General features: G+C 63.5%; 18 protein-coding genes and 1 pseudogene. 4 read left to right on the top strand and 15 right to left on the bottom strand.

What is annotated here, in order from left to right; all coding sequences use genetic code 11:
- Positions 1–52: 52 nt before the first annotated feature.
- A pseudogene (locus AWB78_RS16355) lies at positions 53–793 on the bottom strand (reverse transcriptase N-terminal domain-containing protein); the annotation flags it as partial.
- Positions 794–1,925: 1,132 nt separating this feature from the next.
- On the opposite strand from AWB78_RS16355, the gene earP reads away from it, so the two are divergent.
- From earP to AWB78_RS16375, 4 genes are all read left to right on the top strand, one after another.
- The gene (gene earP, locus AWB78_RS16360; protein WP_062605998.1) at positions 1,926–3,083 is read left to right on the top strand and encodes an elongation factor P maturation arginine rhamnosyltransferase EarP; all 1,158 of its coding nucleotides are present in this window, start codon (positions 1,926–1,928) and stop codon (positions 3,081–3,083) included.
- Between the two features lie 298 nt (positions 3,084–3,381).
- Positions 3,382–3,939 carry an elongation factor P gene (gene efp / locus AWB78_RS16365; RefSeq protein ID WP_062606000.1) on the top strand — a complete coding sequence of 186 codons (558 nt, stop codon included), beginning with the start codon at positions 3,382–3,384 and terminating at the stop codon, positions 3,937–3,939.
- 265 nt (positions 3,940–4,204) lie between these two features.
- Positions 4,205–4,549: a BON domain-containing protein gene (locus AWB78_RS16370; RefSeq protein WP_062606003.1), complete on the top strand. Its 345-nt coding sequence runs from the start codon at positions 4,205–4,207 to the stop codon at positions 4,547–4,549.
- A 159-nt stretch (positions 4,550–4,708) separates the two neighbouring features.
- Positions 4,709–6,106 (top strand): sigma-54-dependent transcriptional regulator, encoded by a 1,398-nt coding sequence (locus AWB78_RS16375; RefSeq protein ID WP_062606005.1) that lies wholly within the window; start codon positions 4,709–4,711, stop codon positions 6,104–6,106.
- A 66-nt stretch (positions 6,107–6,172) separates the two neighbouring features.
- Here AWB78_RS16375 and nagZ read toward each other — a convergent pair whose 3' ends face one another.
- The 14 genes from nagZ to AWB78_RS16445 all read right to left on the bottom strand — a co-directional run bounded on the left by nagZ (position 6,173) and on the right by AWB78_RS16445 (position 19,156).
- On the bottom strand, positions 6,173–7,201 hold the full coding sequence (nagZ, locus tag AWB78_RS16380) for a beta-N-acetylhexosaminidase (RefSeq protein WP_062606007.1): 1,029 nt from the start codon (positions 7,199–7,201) through the stop codon (positions 6,173–6,175).
- 37 nt (positions 7,202–7,238) lie between these two features.
- The gene (acpS, locus tag AWB78_RS16385) at positions 7,239–7,643 is read right to left on the bottom strand and encodes a holo-ACP synthase (protein ID WP_062606010.1); all 405 of its coding nucleotides are present in this window, start codon (positions 7,641–7,643) and stop codon (positions 7,239–7,241) included.
- Between the two features lie 11 nt (positions 7,644–7,654).
- Entirely contained in the window at positions 7,655–8,428 is a 774-nt protein-coding gene (gene pdxJ, locus AWB78_RS16390; RefSeq protein WP_062606012.1) for a pyridoxine 5'-phosphate synthase, read from the bottom strand.
- Positions 8,425–9,315 (bottom strand): DNA repair protein RecO, encoded by an 891-nt coding sequence (gene recO / locus AWB78_RS16395; RefSeq protein ID WP_074173462.1) that lies wholly within the window; start codon positions 9,313–9,315, stop codon positions 8,425–8,427. Before recO ends, pdxJ begins: the two co-directional genes overlap by 4 nt.
- Positions 9,316–9,318: 3 nt before the next feature.
- Positions 9,319–10,218 carry a GTPase Era gene (gene era / locus AWB78_RS16400; RefSeq protein WP_062606014.1) on the bottom strand — a complete coding sequence of 300 codons (900 nt, stop codon included), beginning with the start codon at positions 10,216–10,218 and terminating at the stop codon, positions 9,319–9,321.
- Positions 10,219–10,304: 86 nt separating this feature from the next.
- Positions 10,305–11,417: a ribonuclease III gene (gene rnc, locus AWB78_RS16405; RefSeq protein WP_062606016.1), complete on the bottom strand. Its 1,113-nt coding sequence runs from the start codon at positions 11,415–11,417 to the stop codon at positions 10,305–10,307.
- A 154-nt stretch (positions 11,418–11,571) separates the two neighbouring features.
- Positions 11,572–12,465 (bottom strand): signal peptidase I, encoded by an 894-nt coding sequence (gene lepB, locus AWB78_RS16410; RefSeq protein ID WP_062606018.1) that lies wholly within the window; start codon positions 12,463–12,465, stop codon positions 11,572–11,574.
- 45 nt (positions 12,466–12,510) lie between these two features.
- Positions 12,511–14,301, bottom strand: a complete 1,791-nt coding sequence (gene lepA, locus AWB78_RS16415) for a translation elongation factor 4 (RefSeq protein ID WP_062606020.1) — start codon at positions 14,299–14,301, stop codon at positions 12,511–12,513.
- 125 nt (positions 14,302–14,426) lie between these two features.
- The gene (locus tag AWB78_RS16420; protein ID WP_062606022.1) at positions 14,427–14,687 is read right to left on the bottom strand and encodes a glutaredoxin family protein; all 261 of its coding nucleotides are present in this window, start codon (positions 14,685–14,687) and stop codon (positions 14,427–14,429) included.
- Between the two features lie 5 nt (positions 14,688–14,692).
- Positions 14,693–16,222, bottom strand: coding sequence for a DegQ family serine endoprotease (locus AWB78_RS16425; RefSeq protein ID WP_062606024.1), 1,530 nt, complete (start codon positions 16,220–16,222; stop codon positions 14,693–14,695).
- A gap of 22 nt (positions 16,223–16,244) precedes the next feature.
- Positions 16,245–17,288, bottom strand: coding sequence for a MucB/RseB family sigma factor regulatory protein (locus AWB78_RS16430; RefSeq protein ID WP_062606026.1), 1,044 nt, complete (start codon positions 17,286–17,288; stop codon positions 16,245–16,247).
- 4 nt (positions 17,289–17,292) lie between these two features.
- The gene (locus AWB78_RS16435) at positions 17,293–17,925 is read right to left on the bottom strand and encodes a sigma-E factor negative regulatory protein (protein ID WP_062606253.1); all 633 of its coding nucleotides are present in this window, start codon (positions 17,923–17,925) and stop codon (positions 17,293–17,295) included.
- A gap of 79 nt (positions 17,926–18,004) precedes the next feature.
- Positions 18,005–18,604 carry an RNA polymerase sigma factor RpoE gene (rpoE, locus tag AWB78_RS16440; RefSeq protein WP_008342103.1) on the bottom strand — a complete coding sequence of 200 codons (600 nt, stop codon included), beginning with the start codon at positions 18,602–18,604 and terminating at the stop codon, positions 18,005–18,007.
- 96 nt (positions 18,605–18,700) lie between these two features.
- The gene (locus AWB78_RS16445) at positions 18,701–19,156 is read right to left on the bottom strand and encodes a protein YgfX (protein WP_082883327.1); all 456 of its coding nucleotides are present in this window, start codon (positions 19,154–19,156) and stop codon (positions 18,701–18,703) included.
- Between the last annotated feature and the right edge of the window lie 22 nt (positions 19,157–19,178).

A 19,178-nucleotide genomic window follows, 5' to 3' on the forward strand; every position in this document is an offset into this window, starting at 1 on the left:
GACCAGGGCGCCAGGCACTCCCTCGAAATGCGCAGGCTCCATTTTATGCGGCAGTTTGCTCTGTTGTTGGTGGCGTTATGATGCCTCCCTGCGGCGTACCGGCCTCAGTCGCCTGTAGCTGCCCCTTGTAAATCAGGCCAGCCTTCAACCACTTCCGGAGAATTTCCCTGTCCATGGGGACATGGTTTTCCAGCCAATCGTGGTTGATGTGGTCAAAGCAGCCTTTGATATCCGCTTCCAGTACCCATCGGGACGAATTCCTCCGGGACGTGCAAGCTCGTACCTGACCCATAGCGTCAGCCGTTGAACGATTGATCCGGAACCCATACGAGTTCGGGTCGCTCGTCGACTTTGCTACCGGCTCCAAAGCCAGCAGATACAAGGCTTGCATCGCCCTGTCCCGCATGGTCGGAATGCCCAAAGGACGCTCCTTTCCATTGGCCTTGGGGATAAAAACTCTCCGTAATGGCAAAGGCTTATATCCGCGCCGCTTCAACCTGCCGATGGCTTCCCACCGGCTCTCAGGCGAGTCCCACAGTTCGCAATCGACTCCAGCCGTTCGCGCACCCTGGTTCTGCGTAACACGTCGTATCGCATACAGCTTCGCGGACAACGTGCGAGTCAGCATCCGTTGCAGGGCTTTCACCCTGCGCCAGTCACCTTCCCGCGTCGCCTTCGCAATTCGAATCTGCATCCCTCTCACGTTCCGCTCAACTTTCCGCCAATTGACGGCATTCCAGTTGACAGGCGCGTGGGAAAGCGCAGATCCGGTCTTTCGACCAGATACTTTCATGCTGCTCTCCTACTTGGAAAAAGTCCCCAGGCAGAAGGCGCATCTCCCCAGAGGGGCAGACACACCCCTCTAGGGAACAACAGACACCTCAATAGGAGCGCGTGCGCCCCTATCTCGGACAAACACCTCAGTACGGGCGCATGCACCCGTACCTGACCAAGTTACAGAGGGTAGTCAGCCGCCTTGCGACGGTAGACCAGACGGAAGTCTGCCCGCTTTCGCGTGGGATGATGTCTCAACCCCTATCCGTGCCATTACAGCCCGGCATTCGCTTTTTCCGTCCTCCCATACCCGCATGATCAACAACGTTCCTTACGGTCCGTCTGCCAGCCGTACAGCGCTGGCGACCATACGGGCTTACCACGTTCCCGGCATGTCACACGACTGACGTAGGTTCTGCCTATCCCCCGGTGGTGCTGTGACGACGTAGCCCAAATTCTAAGTGGGCTATCCGACCACTTACCGTTTTGGTTAGAGCCCGATGTTTCAAGCAGCTTTGGCTCCTCACTGGTAACGAGGTTTATCAGCAGTTCACTTACATTAACCTTATCAGCCAGCCTAGCTCCTCAACCCCCTCGCTGCTGGGAGTCTCCGAACAGTCCCCTCACGGGAACGGTCCGCCCGATACGTCCGGGGGCTACATTGTCCGAGGAGCTTCACACCCCACCGTTGCCAGTGACGCATGTCCTCGTAGGCTACTGCTGGTCGTACAGCAGGTTCACTGCCCTCCCCCAAACTGCAGGTCGGGCCGAACAATGACATCCCGAGCTTTCGCTCGTATCGTGTAGCGGGTTCACCACACTAGGCGGCGAACGCTGCAAACAACACTCCGCTTTGTCAGCGGAAGTGAAGCCGCTGACTGGGCGGAATCTGGTGATAACCAGACTAATGCAACACGTTCCACGGCCAAGCTGCACCGCGGTTCGTTCCATCCAGGAAGTGGCCGAAACCACCCCTACTACAAGGGCGCGGCCCACAAGGGGGCCGCCTGCGGAGGGTAGAGCGACCAAAACCGAAGTCTCAGGCGATGTCCCTCTAGTCGATGCCTCTTAACGCGAGGCCCACGGACACGAGCGTGCGTGTCGCACTAGAATCGCCAGTTTAGAACATTACGCCGCGCGCCTTCGTCCTCATGACTACGCATCCAGCCGCACCGGAACTCGCCTGCGACATCTTCTGCGCGGTGGTCGACAACTTCGGCGACATCGGCGTGTGCTGGCGCCTCGCGCGGCAATTGCGCGACGAGCACGGCTGGCGCGTGCGGCTCTTCGTCGACGATCTGAAGGCGTTTCACGCGCTCTGCCCCGAAGTCGATGCGACGCTCGCGCGCCAGGAAGCCATGGGCATCGCGATCGAGCACTGGCGCGAGCCCACGCACGCGGGCGACACGCTCGCCATCGCCGATGTCGTGATCGAGGCGTTCGCGTGCGAGCTGCCCCATGCGTACATCGCCGCGATGGCGCGCCGCGATCCGAAGCCGGTCTGGATCAATCTGGAGTATCTGAGCGGCGAGGACTGGGTCGCCGATTTCCATATGCGGCCTTCTCCGCACCCGCGCTATCCGCTCGACAAGAGCTTCTTCTTTCCGGGGCTCGGCAAGGGCACCGGCGGTGTGCTGAAGGAGCGCGATCTCGACGCCCGCCGCGCGCGCTTCGATGCGGCGGCGTGGTGGCGCGAGCGCGCAGGCATCGAGCGGCCCGGCGCCGCGCAGACGGTCGTATCGCTGTTCGCCTATGAAAACCCTGCCGTCGACTCGCTGCTCGCCCAATGGCGCGACGGCGACGCGCCTGTCGTCGTGCTCGTGCCCGAAGGCCGCATCTCGGGCGCGCTCGCGCGCTTTTTCGGCTTGCCGAAATTCTCCGCCGGCATGACGGCGCGCGCCGGCGCACTGGAAGCGCATGCGCTCGGCTTCGTCGAGCAGCCGCGTTTCGACGAATTGCTTTGGGCCGCCGACATCAACTTCGTGCGCGGCGAGGATTCCTTCGTGCGCGCGCAATGGGCGAAAAAGCCGTTCGTCTGGCACATCTACCCACAAGCCGACGATGCCCACGTGCCCAAGCTCGACGCCGCGCTCGCGCATTACACCCGCGCGCTCGACGCGACTGAGCGCGACGCGGTCACGCGCTTCTGGCACGCGTGGAACGGCGCGGGCGTGCCGGACTGGGCGGACTTCTGGGGCCATCGACGGGCGCTCGAGGCGCGCGCGGCGCGCTGGGCCGATGAACTGGCGCGCATCGGCGATCTGGCGGGCAATCTCGTCGCGCACGCCACCTCACGGATCGTCAGATGAATATGGCGTCCGCGCCGCTATCGCCCAGGCCATCCGACTGGCCAAAGAGGCAAAAACTCAGTTAAAATAAGCGGTTATCCGAGGAGACGGGTCGCAGCATCGATATTGCGCCGGTCGGGGCAGCCCGAAGGCCGGCCTCAGAGCAAAGAAGAAGGCGCCCCAAAGGCAAGCTCCGGCAAATCCCTCGTTAGCAAGAACTCTCGCACGTCGCGCCGCCATGAACACGGGCAGCGCCGCCGTCCGATCGATTCATTTCCAGGCATTCAAGCCAACATTCATTCGTACAGGACTTAGTTTTATGAAGACCGCACAAGAACTCCGCGTCGGCAACGTCGTCATGATCGGCAACGATGCCATGGTCGTGCAGCGCGCCGAGTACAACAAATCGGGCCGCAACGCCGCGGTCGTGAAAATGAAGTTCAAGAACCTGCTGACGAACGCCGGCATGGAAACCGTGTACAAGGCGGACGACAAGTTCGACGTCGTCGTGCTCGACCGCAAGGAAGTGACGTATTCGTACTTCGCGGACCCGATGTACGTCTTCATGGACGCCGACTACAACCAGTACGAAGTCGAAGCCGAAATGATGGGCGACGCGCTCAACTACCTCGAAGACGGCATGGCGTGCGAAGTCGTGTTCTACAACGAGAAGGCCATCTCGGTCGAACTGCCGACCACGCTCGTGCGCGAGATCGTCTACACGGAACCCGCGGTGAAGGGCGACACGTCGTCGGGCAAGGTGCTGAAGACCGCCAAGCTGAACACCGGTTTCGAACTGCAGGTGCCGCTCTTCTGCAACATCGGCGACAAGATCGAAATCGACACCCGCACCAACGAATACCGCAGCCGCGCGTAAGCCCCACGCAACTGCATCGAAAGCCGGCGGCAGGTGTAACGCACCTTCCGCCCGCTCCAAAAAAAGCGCCCCATCGCGGGCGCTTTTTCTTTTGCATGAATTTTTTGACAAATTCAGGCAAACTTTACCGGTTGCAACCCGTTAAACGTCGACCACGATTGAAGCAGGAATCGGCGCCTGGTCCGCGCGTATCGCCTGCATCGGAAAAATTAACTGTGTGGCACGTTTTCTGCTTGATGGCTCAGATCAAGTTTTCAGAACCGACATGCACAACATGCCTTTCACCGCTAGCCGGTTTCTGATCATCGCGGCGCTCGCATTGCCCGTCTTCGCGTTGACCGCCGGCTGCAAGTCCACGCCAGCGCCATCGGCGAATCCGGGCAGTGAGATCGCCAACGACGACGCCGCGCTCGCCGCCCGCGTGAAAGCCGCGCTCGTCGCGGACCCGCAACTGAAGGTCTTGCCGATGAGCGTCGCGACCTATCGCGGCGTCGTGCAGTTGTCTGGTTATGTGGATTCGGAGGTGCAGATTCAGAAAGCGCTCGCCGTGACGCGCGGCGTCCCGGGAGTGCAATCGGTCAGCAACGATTTGCACCTCAGGCCGCAGTGACGCGCACGCCCCGATAAATGACGAACGAGTAATGCAGGACAACAAGCGCAGCGGGACGCGCGCCGGATGCCGGAAGAAGGCGCCGCGCCCCGCCCACGACACGCCCGAGCCGCAAGCGGCAACGGCGCATTACAGTCCACTTTGATACGTTGGTCCGCCATGCCACACGCACTGATTGTCGAAGACGATCCCAATAGTCTCTCCGGCCTGTCCGCGATCCTCACGGCAGACGGCTTCTCCGTCGATACCGCGACGACGCTCGCCGAAGCGCGCTCCGCGCTGACCCGCTTCATCCCCGACGTCGTGCTGATCGACCTGAACCTGCCGGACGGGAGCGGTCTCGATCTGTTGCCGAGCCTGCCCTCGCAACCGCCGGACGGTGCGCTGCCCGTCATCGTGATGACCGGCAACGCGACGGTCGAAAGCGCGATCGAAGGCTTGCGGCACGGCATCTGGGACTATCTGCTGAAGCCGGTGAACATTCCGCGTCTGCGCAGCCTGCTCGCGCGTATTCCGCGCCCTTACGAACTCACCGAGGAAGTCCAGGCGCTGCGCTCGACGCTGCGCGTGCTCGGCCACTTCGGCGACATGATCGGGCGCAGCGCGGCAATGCAGCACGTCTACGACCTGATCGAGCACACCGCGCCGACCGAAGCCGCCGTGCTGATCTGCGGCGAGCCGGGCACCGGAAAAAAGATCGCGGCACGCACGATTCATCAACTGAGCCGCCGCCGCAAGGGCCCGTTCGTCACGTTCGACTGCTCCGCGCATCGGAATGCCGGCGACGGCTCGCAGCGCACGATGGAAAGCATTCTCTTCGGGCACGAGCGCAACGCCTTCGCGGGCGCGGAGAACCGCGAGCCGGGCCTGCTCGAGCAGGCAGGCGGCGGCACGCTCTTTCTCGATCAGATCGATTCCCTGCCTCCCGCGCAGCAGGAAGCGCTCTTGCGCGCGCTCGATTCGCAGACCTTCATGCGCGTCGGCGGCAGCAACCGCATCATGACGGACTTCCGACTGATCGCCGCGTCGCGCACGCCGATCCGCGAAGCCGTCGCGAGCGGCGCGATGCGCGAAGACCTGTTCCAGCGCCTCTCGGCGTCGTCGATCATGCTGCCGCCGCTGCGCGAACGCGACGACGATATCGCGTTGATCGCCGAAACGCTCGTCGACGAACTCAACCGCGAGAATCACATCGCCGGGATCACGAGCGGGTCGCCGAAGCGCATCAGCCCGGCGTTCATCCGCGAGTGCATCGGCAACGAATGGCCGGGCAACGTGCGCGAGATGCGTGAGCGCGTGCGGCGCGCGTATCACGCGTCGGGCGAGACCATCGAGACCTTGCGCGTCGATGAACCGGGCGGCCTCGGCGGACGCGGTCTGAACGGCAGCAGCGTCTCCGTGACGGTCGGCACCGCGCTGGCGGATGTCGAGGACATGCTGATTCGCGCGACCCTCGAAGCGGTCGGCGGCACGCGGCATCGCGCGGCGACGCTGCTCGGCATCAGCCCGAAGACGCTTTACAACAAGCTGCAACGGATGAAGCTCGAATCGTCCTGATTTCGACTGATCAAAAAAAACGCCACGGATTTTCGAGCCGTGGCGTTTTTCTTTGACTAAGCGGATTCAGCCGAGCATCTCTTTGACCAGCGCGCGCGCCGCCTGATAGTCCACATGCGCCTGCAGCTTGCTCCAGCGCAGCGCCTTGCCGCGCGGACGCATCTGCTTAAGACGCTGCGCCGATGCCTTCGACGGCGTGTAGCGCAGTTGCTCCAGCACCTTGCCCGCCTCGTCCGGCTGATTGCAGATCAGCACCATGTCGCAGCCCGCCGTGAGTGCGGCCGTCGCCGCCTCGGTGAGCGTGCCGCCCGCGCGCGCGGCTTCCATCGAGAGATCGTCGCTGAAGATCGCGCCGTTGAAGCCGAGCTTGCGGCGCAGGATGTCCTGCAGCCAGATGCGCGAGAAGCCCGCGGGCTTGTCGTCGACCTGCGTGTAAATGACGTGCGCCGGAATCACCGACGCCAGCGACATGCCGAGCCAGTCGTACGGACGCACGTCGGCGGCGAGGATTTGGTCGAGCGGGCGATCGTCCGTCGGCAGCGCGACGTGCGAATCGGCTTCGGCGAAACCGTGACCCGGAAAGTGCTTGCCGCAGTTCGCCATGCCGGCGAGCGCGAGGCCGTGATTCAGGCTCTTCGCGAGCATCGTCACGACGCGCGGATCGCTGTGCAGCGCGCGATCGCCGATCACCTTCGACTGCCCGTAGTTCAGATCGAGCACCGGCGTGAAGCTCATGTCGATGCCGCACGCGCGCAATTCGGCTGCGAGCACATAGCCGAACGCGGTGGCGGCCTTGGTCGCGGCGAGCACGTCGCGGTCCCACAGCTCGCCGAGCTTGCCCGGCGCGGGCAGCACGGTGAAGCCGTCGGTGCGGAAGCGCTGCACGCGGCCGCCTTCGTGATCGACGGCGATCAGGATGTCATCGCGCACCGCGCGGATCGCATCGGTCAGCGCGACGAGCTGCGCGCGATCCTTGAAATGCCGCGCGAAGAGAATGATGCCGCCGGTCATCGGATGCGTGAGTCGCTCGATATCCGCGTCGTTCAGCGTCGTGCCCGCAACGTCGAACATGACGGGGCCGGGAGTGCGTTTCATCGGATTCAATTGGCTTCTTGTGTTGGTTGGATTGAACTCAGACCGGGTCGGCGACTTCTGCGATCACGAACGACACCGCGTAGTCGCGCTCGTCGCTCACCGTGACCTTCGCGGTGATGCCGCGCTGCTCCAGCCACTGCGCGAGCTCGCCGGATGCCGCGATCATCGGCTTGCCGCTCGGCTCGTTGAGCGTTTGCAGCGCGCGCCAGGTCATCGGCCAGCGCATGCCGAGGCCGATCGCCTTCGAGAACGCTTCCTTCGCCGAAAAGCGCGTCGCGAGAAACGCGAGGCCGCGCACTTCGGAACGCGCGTTCCGTGCGTGATAGATGCGCAGTTCGTCGGGCCCGAGCACCTTCTCGGCGAAGCGCCCCTTGGTGCGCCTCATCACCGCCGCGACGCGGCTCACCTGCACGACGTCCGTGCCGATTCCATAGATCGCCATGACGTGAGCGCTCAGCGTGCGTGGATCGCGGCGAGACGCGATGCGACCATGATCGCCTTCATCTCGCGCACGGCGTTGTCCCAGCCGGCGAAGATCGAATGCGCGACGATCGCGTGCCCGATATTCAGCTCGACGATGCCCGGCAGCGCGGCGATCGCCTGCACGTTCGTGTAATGCAGGCCGTGGCCCGCGTTGACCTTGAGGCCGAGGGAGTTGCCGAAATCGACGCTCGCCGCGACGCGTTCGAACTCGCGCTGCTGTCCGGCTTCGTCATGCGCTTCGGCATAGCGGCCCGTGTGCAGTTCGATGACGGGCGCGCCCGCCTCTTTCGCGGCACGAATCTGCGTCTCGTCCGGATCGATGAACAACGACACGCGCGCGCCGGCATCGGCGAGTTGTCTGCACGCGGCCTTCACCTCTTCGAACCGGCCCGCGACATCGAGTCCGCCTTCGGTCGTCACTTCCTGGCGCTTTTCCGGCACGAGGCAGACATCGTGCGGCTTGATCTCGCACGCGATGTCGAGCATTTCGCGCGTCACCGCGCATTCGAGGTTCATGCGCGTCTTGAGAAGCGGGCGCAGCGTGCGCACGTCGGCATCGACGATATGGCGGCGATCCTCGCGCAAATGCAGCGTGATGGCATCGGCGCCCGCTTCCTCGGCGGCGAGCGCCGCGCGGATCGGATCGGGATAGGACGTGCCGCGCGCATTGCGCAGGGTGGCGACGTGATCGATGTTCACGCCCAGATCGATCACGCTCGCAGGCGATGAGAGAAAGAAGCTCATAGTTTTTGCAGGTCGATCAGTATCTGACGGGTAGCGAGCGGCGTACCGCCCAGGTAATGGTTCAGCAGGAAACGCATCAGCGTCTTGCTCTGCGCGGCGGTCTGCGGGTTCGTGTAATCGTCGCGCTCCATGTCGATGAGCGTCTGCCCCGAGATCACCGGCCATTGCGCCGGGAGATCGTCGGAGGCTTCGCGCACGCCGCGGTCGGGATCGAAGACATAGCGGCCTTCCGGGACGACCGGCTGACGCGTGACGGTGCGCATCAGGTTCATCGCGTAGCCGGTTTCGCGCAACAGCACGCGCTCGAACGAACGCAACACCTGCACGGCGGGCTCGTCGTGCGCGAGACGCGAGAGCGTCAGCACGTAGTGATTGAACAGCGCCGGATGCGCGTCCTCGCGCGCGCAGAACTTCACGAGCAGTTCGTTGACGTAGAAGCCGCAGAGCAAGGCATCGCCGGTCAGAGGCAGCATGCCGCCGACCCATTCGGCGGTCGTCAGCGTGCGGACTTCGCCCTTGCCCGACCACGACAGCCCGAGCGGCTGAAACGTCTGCAACACGCCGCGCAACGCGGAATGCGGACGCTTCGCCCCTTTTGCGACGAGCGCGACGCGCCCATGGTCGCGCGAAAACACATCGATGATGAGACTCGTCTCGCGATAGGGATAGCTGTGCAGCACGAAGCCCGGCTGCTCGGCGATACGGAAGTCGGAACGCGGCGCGGCGCGCGGTCTCTTTTCGCTACTTCCGGTCGCGGACGAAGACGAAGACGCCCGCGTGCGCTTCGGAACGACGCGCGCAGCCGGCCGCTCGTCCGCGTCGAAATCGTCGTCGGGACGATCATCGGCGGACGGAACCATCCGGGCGTCGTTCGGGGCGTCGTCCATGCCTCATTCGTAGCCGTATGCGCGCAGGCCGGCTTCGTTGTCGGCCCAGCCGCTCTTCACCTTGATGAAAGTTTCCAGATACACGGGGCCGTCGAAAAGCTTCTCCATGTCGAGCCGTGCCTCGGTGCTGATCTGCTTCAGCTTCGCGCCCTTCTGACCGATGATCATCGCCTTGTGCATGTCGCGGTCGACGAGAATCGTCGCGAAGACGCGGCGCAGGCGCCCTTCGGTCTCGAACTTGTCGATGAGCACCGTGCTCGTGTACGGCAGCTCGTCGCCGGTCCAGCGGAACACCTTCTCGCGCAGGATCTCCGCCGCAAGGAAACGCTCGCTGCGGTCGGTCAGGTCGTCCTCGCCGTAGATCGGCTCGCCTTCCGGCAGGTACGGCTTCACGACGGACAAGAGCCGCTTGATGTCGTCCGAATTCTTGGCCGACAGCGGCACGATCTCGCGGAAGTCGCGCAGCGCGGACATCTGCTGCATGAACGGGAAAAGCGAATCCTTGTCGCCGACGCGATCGAGCTTGTTGGCGATCAGCAGCGTGGGCGTGCCGGTGGGAATCAGGTCGAGCACTTTCTGGTCGTCGGGGCCGAAGCGGCCGGCTTCGATCACGAAGAGAATCGCATCGACGGACGTCAGCGTCGACGTCACCGCGCGATTCAGCGAGCGGTTGAGCGCGCCGCTGTGGCGCGTCTGGAATCCGGGCGTATCGACGAAGATGTACTGCGCGTCATCGAAGGTGTTGATGCCGGTGATGCGGTGGCGCGTCGTCTGCGCCTTGCGCGACGTGATGCTCACCTTCTGGCCGACGAGCGCGTTCATCAGCGTCGATTTGCCGACGTTCGGGCGGCCAACGATCGCGACCATGCCGCAGCGGAAACCGGAAGAAATAGGAGCGTTCATAGATGTGTGCGGCAAGAAATCGTTGGGGCGCGGGTGCTTGATGGACGCAAAGGACGCAATGGAAGCGATGGACGCGGCGGTGCGCGTCAGTGGCCGGCGTCGGCGGCACGCGCGACGCGGCCCGCAGGCGCGTCCGGGCTTGCGCCGTTGCGCGGTTCGGCAGCGTCGTCGCGATTGTCGGAAGACGCGGGCTTGTCCGCATTCGCGCTACGCTCGGACGTCTGCGCCGCTTCGCTCTTCGCCGCCTTTTCCGGCTTGTGGATCACCGCGCGTTCAGGCTTGTCGGCGGCGGCATACGCGCCCGCCGACGGCTCGACGTGCGTCGCGCGAATCACGGCGAGCGGGGCTGCGGGCTGGCGTTCCGGGACGGCCGCTTGCGCGCCGTGCGCGCCGTAATGACGCTCTCGCCGGTCGGGCGAACGCAGATCGAGCGCGGCCTGAATGCCGGTCACGCCAGGCACGACTTCCGGCTCGGCCAGTTTCGCCGCGCGCGCGCCCTTGCGCTTCGGCTTCACGCCGAGCGTCGGCGCGGCGGTCATGACCTCGTCGAGCGCCTTCTTCGCCGCGGCCTGTTCGGCAGCGCGGCGGCTCGCGCCCGAGCCCGACACTTTCACCTCGAGCTTCGGCACCGTGCATTCGACTTCGAATTGCTGATTATGCGCAGCACCGTGCGTCGCGATGACCGTGTACGTCGGCAGCGCGATCTTGTGGCCCTGCAGATATTCCTGGAGCAGCGTCTTGGCATCCTTGCCGATGGTGCGCGGATCGATGTGATCCAGCACCGGCGTGTAGAGCCGCTTGATGACGGTATGCGCGGCGTCGAAACCGCCGTCGAGGAAGACCGCGCCGAAGATGGCTTCGAGCGTATCGGCGAGAATCGACGGACGGCGAAAACCGCCGCTGCGCTGTTCGCCTTCCCCGAGCCGCAGGTCTTCGGACACGTTGAGCGCCTGTGCGATTTCGTAAAGCGACTGCTGTTTGACCAGATTGGCGCGCACGCGCGACAGGTCGCCTTCGTCGAGTTTGCCGAATCGTTGGAACAAAAGCGCCGCCACCACGCAATTTAGAACGGAATCGCCGAGAAATTCGAGCCGTTCATTGTGCGTGGCGCTGTGACTGCGGTGGGTCATCGCCTGGCGCAGCAATTCCGCATTGCGAAATTCGTACCGCAGCCGGCTTTCCAACGGAGAAGATGGCATGTGCAGAGTATAACGCGGGCGACAGACAGGCGATTCCGCCCGCCCACACCGGAAACCGCGTGACGAGACAGCGTTAGCCGAACTTCTTCACGCCGTTTCGAAGGAAATTTTGATTATGCGAGAACGCCGGCCGTGGAAGCCGGCGTCATGAAGATCACTGGAACGAGCCGACGCGCTTCAGATTGCTGAAGTTCATCCAGATGAAGAACGCGCGCCCGACGATGTTCTTGTCCGGCACGAAGCCCCAGTAGCGGCTGTCCGCGCTGTTGTCGCGGTTGTCGCCCATCATGAAGTAGTTGCCCGGCGGCACCTTGCACGTCACGCCTTGCGCGTTGTAGTTGCAGTTGTCGCGGAACGGAAAATCATCCGCGCCCACGACGAACGGCGGCACTTGCGGATTGTTGAGAATGTTGTTCTTGCGGCCGTCGAGGTCTTCGGTGTACTGCTTCGCGTAACCGATGCGCTCATCGTCGAAATAGTCCGGCAACGGCGTTTCCGGCACCGGCTTGCCGTTGATCGTGAGCTTCTTGTCTTCATACGCGATGGTATCGCCCGGCAGGCCGATCACGCGTTTGATGTAGTCGACCGATTCGTCCTTCGGATAGCGGAACACCACGACGTCGCCGCGCTTCAGCGGGCTGCCGTTCGTCAGCTTCGTGTTGGTGATCGGCATGCGCAGGCCGTACTCGTACTTGTTCACGAGGATGAAGTCGCCGACGAGCAGCGTCGGAACCATCGAGCCGGACGGAATCTTGAACGGCTCGATGATGAACGAACGCACCACGAACACCGCGAGAATCACCGGAAAGAAGCTCGCCGTGTATTCGAGCCACCACGGCTGGCGCAGCTTGTCGTCGCGCAGGCGGGCGCGCGTCTGCGCGGCGTTTTCATCGGCGAAACGCTCGCCGACGCGTTCCTGCTGGCGGTCGAACTCGGCCACCGCGGCCTCGGCGGCGCGGCGCCGTTGCGGCAGAAACACCAGCTTGTCGAGCACCCATGCAATACCCGTCAATACGACGAGAATCAAAAGAATCAATGCGAAATTCATCAATCGCTTCCGGTTGTTATCGTTGTTTGCCTGGCGCCGACCCGATCATTCGTCGACGCGCAGAATCGCCAGGAAAGCCTCTTGCGGGATTTCGACCGAGCCGACCTGCTTCATGCGCTTCTTGCCGGCCTTCTGCTTTTCGAGCAGCTTCTTCTTACGCGAGATGTCGCCGCCGTAGCACTTGGCGAGCACGTTCTTGCGCAGCGCCTTGATGTTCTCGCGCGCGATGATGTTCGAGCCGATGGTCGCCTGAATCGCCACGTCGTACATCTGACGCGGAATCAGCTCGCGCATCTTCGACGCCACTTCGCGGCCGCGATGCTGGCTCTGCGAACGGTGCACGATGACCGACAGCGCGTCGACCTTGTCGCCGTTGATGAGCATGTCCACCTTCACGACATCCGCCGCGCGATATTCCTTGAACTCGTAGTCCATCGACGCATAGCCGCGCGACGTGGACTTCAGACGGTCGAAGAAGTCGAGCACGATTTCCGCCATCGGGATTTCGTAGGTGAGCTGCACCTGACGGCCGTGGTACTGCATATTGATCTGCGAACCGCGCTTGGCCGTGCACAACGTGATGACCGAGCCGACATATTCCTGCGGCATGTACAGGTTCACGGTGACGATCGGCTCGCGCACTTCCTCGATCTTCGACGGCTCCGGCATCTTCGCCGGATTCTCGACCATGATGGTCGTGCGATCGCGCTGCTCGACCTCGTAGATCACCGTCGGCGCGGTGGTGATGAGGTCCATGTCGAACTCGCGCTCGAGACGCTCCTGCACGATTTCCATGTGCAGAAGCCCGAGGAAGCCGCAGCGGAAGCCGAAGCCGAGCGCTTGCGACACTTCCGGCTCGAATTGCAGCGACGCGTCGTTCAGCTTCAGCTTTTCGAGCGATTCGCGCAGCGCGTCGTACTGGTTCGCCTCGACCGGATAGAGACCCGCGAACACCTGCGGCTTCACTTCCTTGAAGCCCGGCAGCGGCTCGGCGGCGGGACGATTCGCGACGGTGACGGTATCGCCCACTTTCGCTGCCGTCAGTTCCTTGATGCCCGCGATCACGAAGCCCACCTGCCCCGCCGACAACTCCGCGAGGTTCGTCGACTTCGGCGCGAACACGCCGACATGCTCGACCGGGTATTGCGCGCCGGTCGCCATCATCTTGATCTTGTCCTTCGGCTTCAACGTGCCGTTGACGATGCGCACCAGCATCACGACGCCGACGTAGTTGTCGAACCACGAATCGATGATGAGCGCCTGCAGCGGCGCGTCCGGATCGCCCTTGGGCGGCGGGACCTTCGCGATCAGCGATTCGAGCACGTCTTGGACGCCCAGACCGGTCTTCGCGCTGCAATGCGTGGCGTCCGTCGCGTCGATGCCGATCACGTCCTCGATTTCGGCGATCGCGTTTTCGGGATTCGCGGCGGGCAGGTCGATCTTGTTCAGCACCGGCACGACTTCGACGCCGAGCTCGATGGCCGTGTAGCAGTTCGCGACCGTCTGCGCCTCGACGCCTTGCGACGCATCGACGACGAGCAGCGCGCCCTCGCAGGCGGAGAGCGAACGGCTGACTTCGTAGGAGAAGTCGACGTGTCCGGGCGTGTCGATCAGGTTCAGGTTGTAGACCTGACCGTCGCGCGCCTTGTACGTCAGCGCCGCGGTCTGCGCCTTGATGGTGATGCCGCGCTCGCGCTCGAGATCCATCGAATCGAGCACCTGCGCTTCCATCTCGCGGTCGGACAGGCCGCCGCACAACTGGATGATGCGATCAGCGAGCGTGGACTTACCGTGGTCGATGTGCGCAATGATCGAAAAGTTACGAATATGATTCATTCAGTGCCGATCAAGCGAAAAAGGCGCGCCCTCACCAACGCGGAGCACGCCTTGAAAATTTGGGGAAAACTTCTGTATTTTAGCCGAAAACGGGGGGGCCCCGTCGGATTTCGCCTTCGTCCGGGTCATGGACCGCGCGCATCGAGCGCCGCGTGCACGGCGCGGACGTCGAGACGGTACTGACATAGTTCGATGCCATCGAGTGTGAGCACCGGCACACGCTCGTCGTAGCGCGCCTCCAGGACCGGATCTTCGTCGATGTCGATCCATTCGATGCCCAAGCCGTGACGCGCCGCGATCGGCTCCAGTTTGGCGCGCATGTCCTCGCACAGATGACACCAGGCGCGCCCGTACAGGACAAAACGCGCGCCCGAAGCCCGAGTCATGCCGCTTACTTCTGCGCCGGCACGCGCGGACGCAGCGGCACGAACTGCGTGTTGTCGCCGCGTCGCACGAGAACCGCGACCATCTTGCTGGCGTCCAGACCTTGCGCGAGTTCCTGGAACTGCTTCGCGCTCGTGATATCCGTATCGCCGATGCGCATGATGATGTCGCCCTTCTGGAAACCCGCGCGCGCCGCCGGCCCTTCGACGGCATCGACCTGAACGCCGCTCGACAGCTTGAGCGCCTTTTTCTGATCGGCCGGAATGTCGCTCACCGCGAGCCCGAGCGAATTGCTCGCGCGCTCCTTCGGCTGCGGCGCCTTCTTCTGCTCGGTCTTCGCGACCTTGTCCGGCTGCATCTCGGCGATGGTAACCGGCAGATCGCGCGTCTGGCCCTTGCGCCAGACCGTGAGCGTGGTCTTCGTGCCCGGCTTGGTGTCGCCGACCATGCGCGGCAGATCGGTCGCGGTCTCGACGTTCTGGCCGTTGAATTTCAGGATGATGTCGCCCGGCTGCACACCCGCCTTGTCGGCCGGCCCGCCCGATTCGACGCTCGAGACGAGCGCGCCCTGCGCTTTCGGCAGACCGAGCGAATCGGCCACGTCCTTCGTCACTTCGCCGATCGCCACCGCGATGCGCCCGCGCACCACCTTGCCCGACGTCTTCAACTGATCGGCGACGCGCATCGCTTCATCGATCGGAATCGCGAACGAGATGCCCATGAAGCCGCCGGTACGGCTGTAAATCTGCGAGTTGATGCCGATGACTTCGCCCGCCATGTTGATGAGCGGACCGCCCGAGTTGCCCGGATTCACGGCGACATCGGTCTGGATGAACGGCAGGTAATCGCCGGTGTCGCGGCCCTTCGCGCTGACGATGCCCGCGGTCACCGTGTTGTCGAGGCCGAACGGCGAGCCGATCGCGAGCACCCATTCGCCGACGCGCACCTTGTTCGAATCGCCGATGGTGATCGCCGGCAGATTCGACGCGCTGATCTTCACCACGGCCACGTCCGTGCGCTCGTCGACGCCGACGAGACGTGCCTTGAATTCGCGCTTGTCCGTGAGGGTCACGTAGATGGTGTCCGCGTCGTCCACGACGTGCGCGTTGGTCATCACGTAACCGTCGGTCGACAGGATGAAGCCCGAACCGACGCCGCTGCTCTGCTCCGAGTTGTCCTGGTTATCGTCCGGCGGCATGCTGCGGCTGCCGCCCTTGCCCTGGTCACCGCCGCCTCCGCCGCCTCCGCCACCACGAGGCGAACCCGGCTGGCCGGGCATCGGAATGCCGAAGAAGCGGCGGAAGAACTCCGACATGTCGCCTTCATCGAGACCGGGCGGCAAGCCGCGCAGATCGCTGCTTGAACCGACGCGCGACGTCGTGCGAATGTTCACCACCGACGGCCCCACCTTGTCGACGAGCGTCGTGAAGTCCGGCAGGTTCACCGTGGGCGCCGCTGACGCAGTGTGCGATACGAACGGCAGGCACACGGCGAGCGCCGCGGCCGCGATGAACTTGCGCAGCGAGAAGTTGCTCATAGGTTGAAGGCCGGGATCTGGATTACTTGGAAGGCTTGTATTCTATGGTAGAGGCAAATTGCTGCAATGTGGCTTGCGGCACTTCACCGAGCAAGGTAATCCAGAAATCCCCGCGGCGCTTGACCAGCACGTGCGTGGCGCCGCTGTTGCCCGCGCCTTCCTTGCGCGTATTTTTCTCCACCGGCTCGATGAAGACCGAGATGGTCGCGAGGCCATCGGAGAACACGGCCTGATCGACAGGAATCGGCGGTTGTCCCTGCTGGCTCGACGCCATGGGACGCCGAAGTTCGCGAATCTTGCGAAAGCCTGCGATATTCGGCGTCAGCTGCCAGCCCTGCGCTTCCATGTCCACCGCCTGCACCGGCGGGCGCACGATGGTCCAGCCCGACGTGCTGCGAATGCCGTTCGCGATCGGCGCCTTGTCGATCGGCCCGCCAATGCGCACCTGCGAGAAGGAAAGCTGCTCGAGCACCTGACCGTCCGGACCGAGCGTCTGCGCGCGCAGCAGCAGGCCGGTTTTGGCGTCGGCCCAGAGTTTGTAGGCGAAACGATAGGAATCTTTCGGATCGAGCTCGATCACCTGGCTATCCACGCCCGCGACGCGGTCGTTGCCGAGAAGCTTCGGCTCGTAGACGGACAGCACCTGATCGCCGGTGGTCGAGAGCAGCGCCGGGAACGAGTCGCGGTTCTGCCTGTGCTCGACCACGAGCAAATGCCGCTCGGGCACGAACGTGAACATGTCGTCGTCGTGGCGCAGCATCTTGCGCGGCGCGCCGTCGAGACTTTCGAGCGATTCGTATTCGCCGTCGCCGCGCGTGGCGACATGCGTGATGCGCGACGACTGCACCGTCGCGCCGCGCTGATAAACGAACGTGCCTTCGTAGTTCTGCTGTTGGGCCGCTTCGTGAATGCGGTTGAGCAGGCTGGCGGCCGATTTGCGAACAGCGGCGGGATCGTCTCCCTGAGCGAATGAGCTCGATACCGCTGTCAACAATGCGGCCGCGCAAAGCATCAATGCCGGCAGCCGCCCCCAGTATTTTGTTTTATTCAACCGCACACTCAGCATTAATTTATTGGCCTTGCGATGTAACCGCCGCGCGAATCAAAGGCATGGAACCGGGCATCGAAGGCTGCTGGGAAAACTGCTGATGCGCCTCGAGATACTGGTCCAGATCGGCGTCGCGGATGATGTTCGCCTCGACGATCGGTGCGCGCGTGGTCGCTGCCGGCACCGACGCCAGCGCGACACGCTGCATCGAATCCGCCGGCGCTACGCTCGCGACCTGCGTGCCGCCGTGGCTGTCCACGCCTTGCAACTGCGGCACGACGATCCACGTGAGCGTTGCCGCCGCGGCAGCGACAGCGAAGGCCGGCATCACGCGACGACGCAGCAGGCTGCCGCGCGCTTTTGCCGCCGCCGGCAACGCCGCTGGCGCGAGAACATGCGCTTCGGCTTCAAAACGTTCGGAGAATGCGGTCATGAACGCACTGCTGCGCGCCGGGCTGACCGCGAGATCGTCGGAGCGCAGGGCGTCGCCGATCAGGTGATAGGCAGACCACGCCGCGCGTTCATCGCTTTTCAGGTCCGCGAGAAACTGGCTGATGCCGCCAATCTCGTCGAGCGACTCACCGTCGACGAATGCCGACATGCGCTCGCCGCGCGAACCCGCTTGTGTTTGATTCTGCATCGAGACCGACCCCATGATGCGCCCCATCTTTGACCCCACCCCGTAGTGACACCAACTAACCCAGATATCGCGCCCTTGCCCCGTGCTTTGCCGCTTACCAGCGTTTGCCTTCGGGAGTGTCCAACAACGGACGCAATTTTGCCGCAATGGCTTCGCGAGCACGGAAAATTCTCGATCTGACGGTGCCGATCGGGCAATCCATCATTTCGGCGATTTCCTCGTAGCTCAGTCCTTCAATTTCCCGAAGCGTGATGGCGGTGCGCAATTCCTCGGGCAGCAATGCCATCGCGGCATTGACCGTCTGAGCGATCTGCTTGCTCATCAACATCGACTCGGGCGTGTTGATATCCCTTAGTTGGTCTGCGTCGGAGAAAGTTTCCGCTTCTTCCGCATCGGCTTCGGTAGAAGTGGGAGCCCGGCGGCCCTGAGTTGCAAGATAGTTTTTTGCCGTATTGACAGCGATCCGGTAGAGCCAGGTGTAAAACGCCGATTCGCCCCGGAATTGCGGCAGCGCGCGATAAGCCTTGATGAAGGCGTCCTGGGCGACGTCCTCGACCTCGGCGGGGTCGCGCACGAGGCGTGAGATCAGTCGAATGATCTTGCGGTGGTATTTGGCGACCAGCAGTTCGAACGCGGCCTTGTCACCCTTCTGGACACGCTCGACCAGCAATTGGTCGATTTCTTTTTCGCTCACCTGGGAAATCCGTTTAGCTTGGGGGTGTTGCGCGGAGGGCTATTGTAGCGTTACCGCCTGTAAGGCGACCGGAACGCTCATGCGCCGTTACAGTCGTTACAGGTGAGACGCGGCGGCGCGGCGGGCCTGGACGGAAAGCTGGCGGAAGGTGTCGGCATCGACGGAATCGGCCGCGACGACGAGGGTGTCGCGGCGTCCGCGCGCATCGAGCAGCGTCAGCGCGAGCAGGCGCCCGCTCCATTGCGCGCATCCCGCGATGCGCATGTGCCGCATTTCGCCGGTTCGGCTGCGGATCGTGAGGCCGTCCGAATGCAGGCTGATCGCCGACGGCTGTGCGCGCATCCATCGATACGATGCGAGCCCGAGCGCCGCAAGCGTCGCGGCGCACGCCACGGCCGCATCCCCGGCGTGCTGGGCGTGCGCGAGCACGCACTGGAATACCGACGCACCCGCGACGCACGCGAATGCGAACATCGCGCCCAGCAGAAAACGCGACGGCCGCATCGCGACGCCTTCGTCACGATGCGGCCGATTCACGCGCGCGCCCGTCATGCCGAACTCCGTGATGACGAGC

The sequence above is a fragment of the Caballeronia calidae genome (assembly GCF_900044055.2).
Taxonomy (GTDB): Bacteria; Pseudomonadota; Gammaproteobacteria; order Burkholderiales; family Burkholderiaceae; genus Caballeronia; species Caballeronia calidae.

Coding starts and splice junctions, on each gene's coding strand:
- earP (WP_062605998.1), top strand. CDS start 1,926: ATGACTACGCATCCAGCCGCACCGGAACTCGCCTGCGACATCTTCTGC.
- efp (WP_062606000.1), top strand. CDS start 3,382: ATGAAGACCGCACAAGAACTCCGCGTCGGCAACGTCGTCATGATCGGC.
- AWB78_RS16370 (WP_062606003.1), top strand. CDS start 4,205: ATGCACAACATGCCTTTCACCGCTAGCCGGTTTCTGATCATCGCGGCG.
- AWB78_RS16375 (WP_062606005.1), top strand. CDS start 4,709: ATGCCACACGCACTGATTGTCGAAGACGATCCCAATAGTCTCTCCGGC.
- nagZ (WP_062606007.1), bottom strand. CDS start 7,201: ATGAAACGCACTCCCGGCCCCGTCATGTTCGACGTTGCGGGCACGACG.
- acpS (WP_062606010.1), bottom strand. CDS start 7,643: ATGGCGATCTATGGAATCGGCACGGACGTCGTGCAGGTGAGCCGCGTC.
- pdxJ (WP_062606012.1), bottom strand. CDS start 8,428: ATGAGCTTCTTTCTCTCATCGCCTGCGAGCGTGATCGATCTGGGCGTG.
- recO (WP_074173462.1), bottom strand. CDS start 9,315: ATGGACGACGCCCCGAACGACGCCCGGATGGTTCCGTCCGCCGATGAT.
- era (WP_062606014.1), bottom strand. CDS start 10,218: ATGAACGCTCCTATTTCTTCCGGTTTCCGCTGCGGCATGGTCGCGATC.
- rnc (WP_062606016.1), bottom strand. CDS start 11,417: ATGCCATCTTCTCCGTTGGAAAGCCGGCTGCGGTACGAATTTCGCAAT.
- lepB (WP_062606018.1), bottom strand. CDS start 12,465: ATGAATTTCGCATTGATTCTTTTGATTCTCGTCGTATTGACGGGTATT.
- lepA (WP_062606020.1), bottom strand. CDS start 14,301: ATGAATCATATTCGTAACTTTTCGATCATTGCGCACATCGACCACGGT.
- AWB78_RS16420 (WP_062606022.1), bottom strand. CDS start 14,687: ATGACTCGGGCTTCGGGCGCGCGTTTTGTCCTGTACGGGCGCGCCTGG.
- AWB78_RS16425 (WP_062606024.1), bottom strand. CDS start 16,222: ATGAGCAACTTCTCGCTGCGCAAGTTCATCGCGGCCGCGGCGCTCGCC.
- AWB78_RS16430 (WP_062606026.1), bottom strand. CDS start 17,288: ATGCTGAGTGTGCGGTTGAATAAAACAAAATACTGGGGGCGGCTGCCG.
- AWB78_RS16435 (WP_062606253.1), bottom strand. CDS start 17,925: ATGGGGTCGGTCTCGATGCAGAATCAAACACAAGCGGGTTCGCGCGGC.
- AWB78_RS16445 (WP_082883327.1), bottom strand. CDS start 19,156: ATGACGGGCGCGCGCGTGAATCGGCCGCATCGTGACGAAGGCGTCGCG.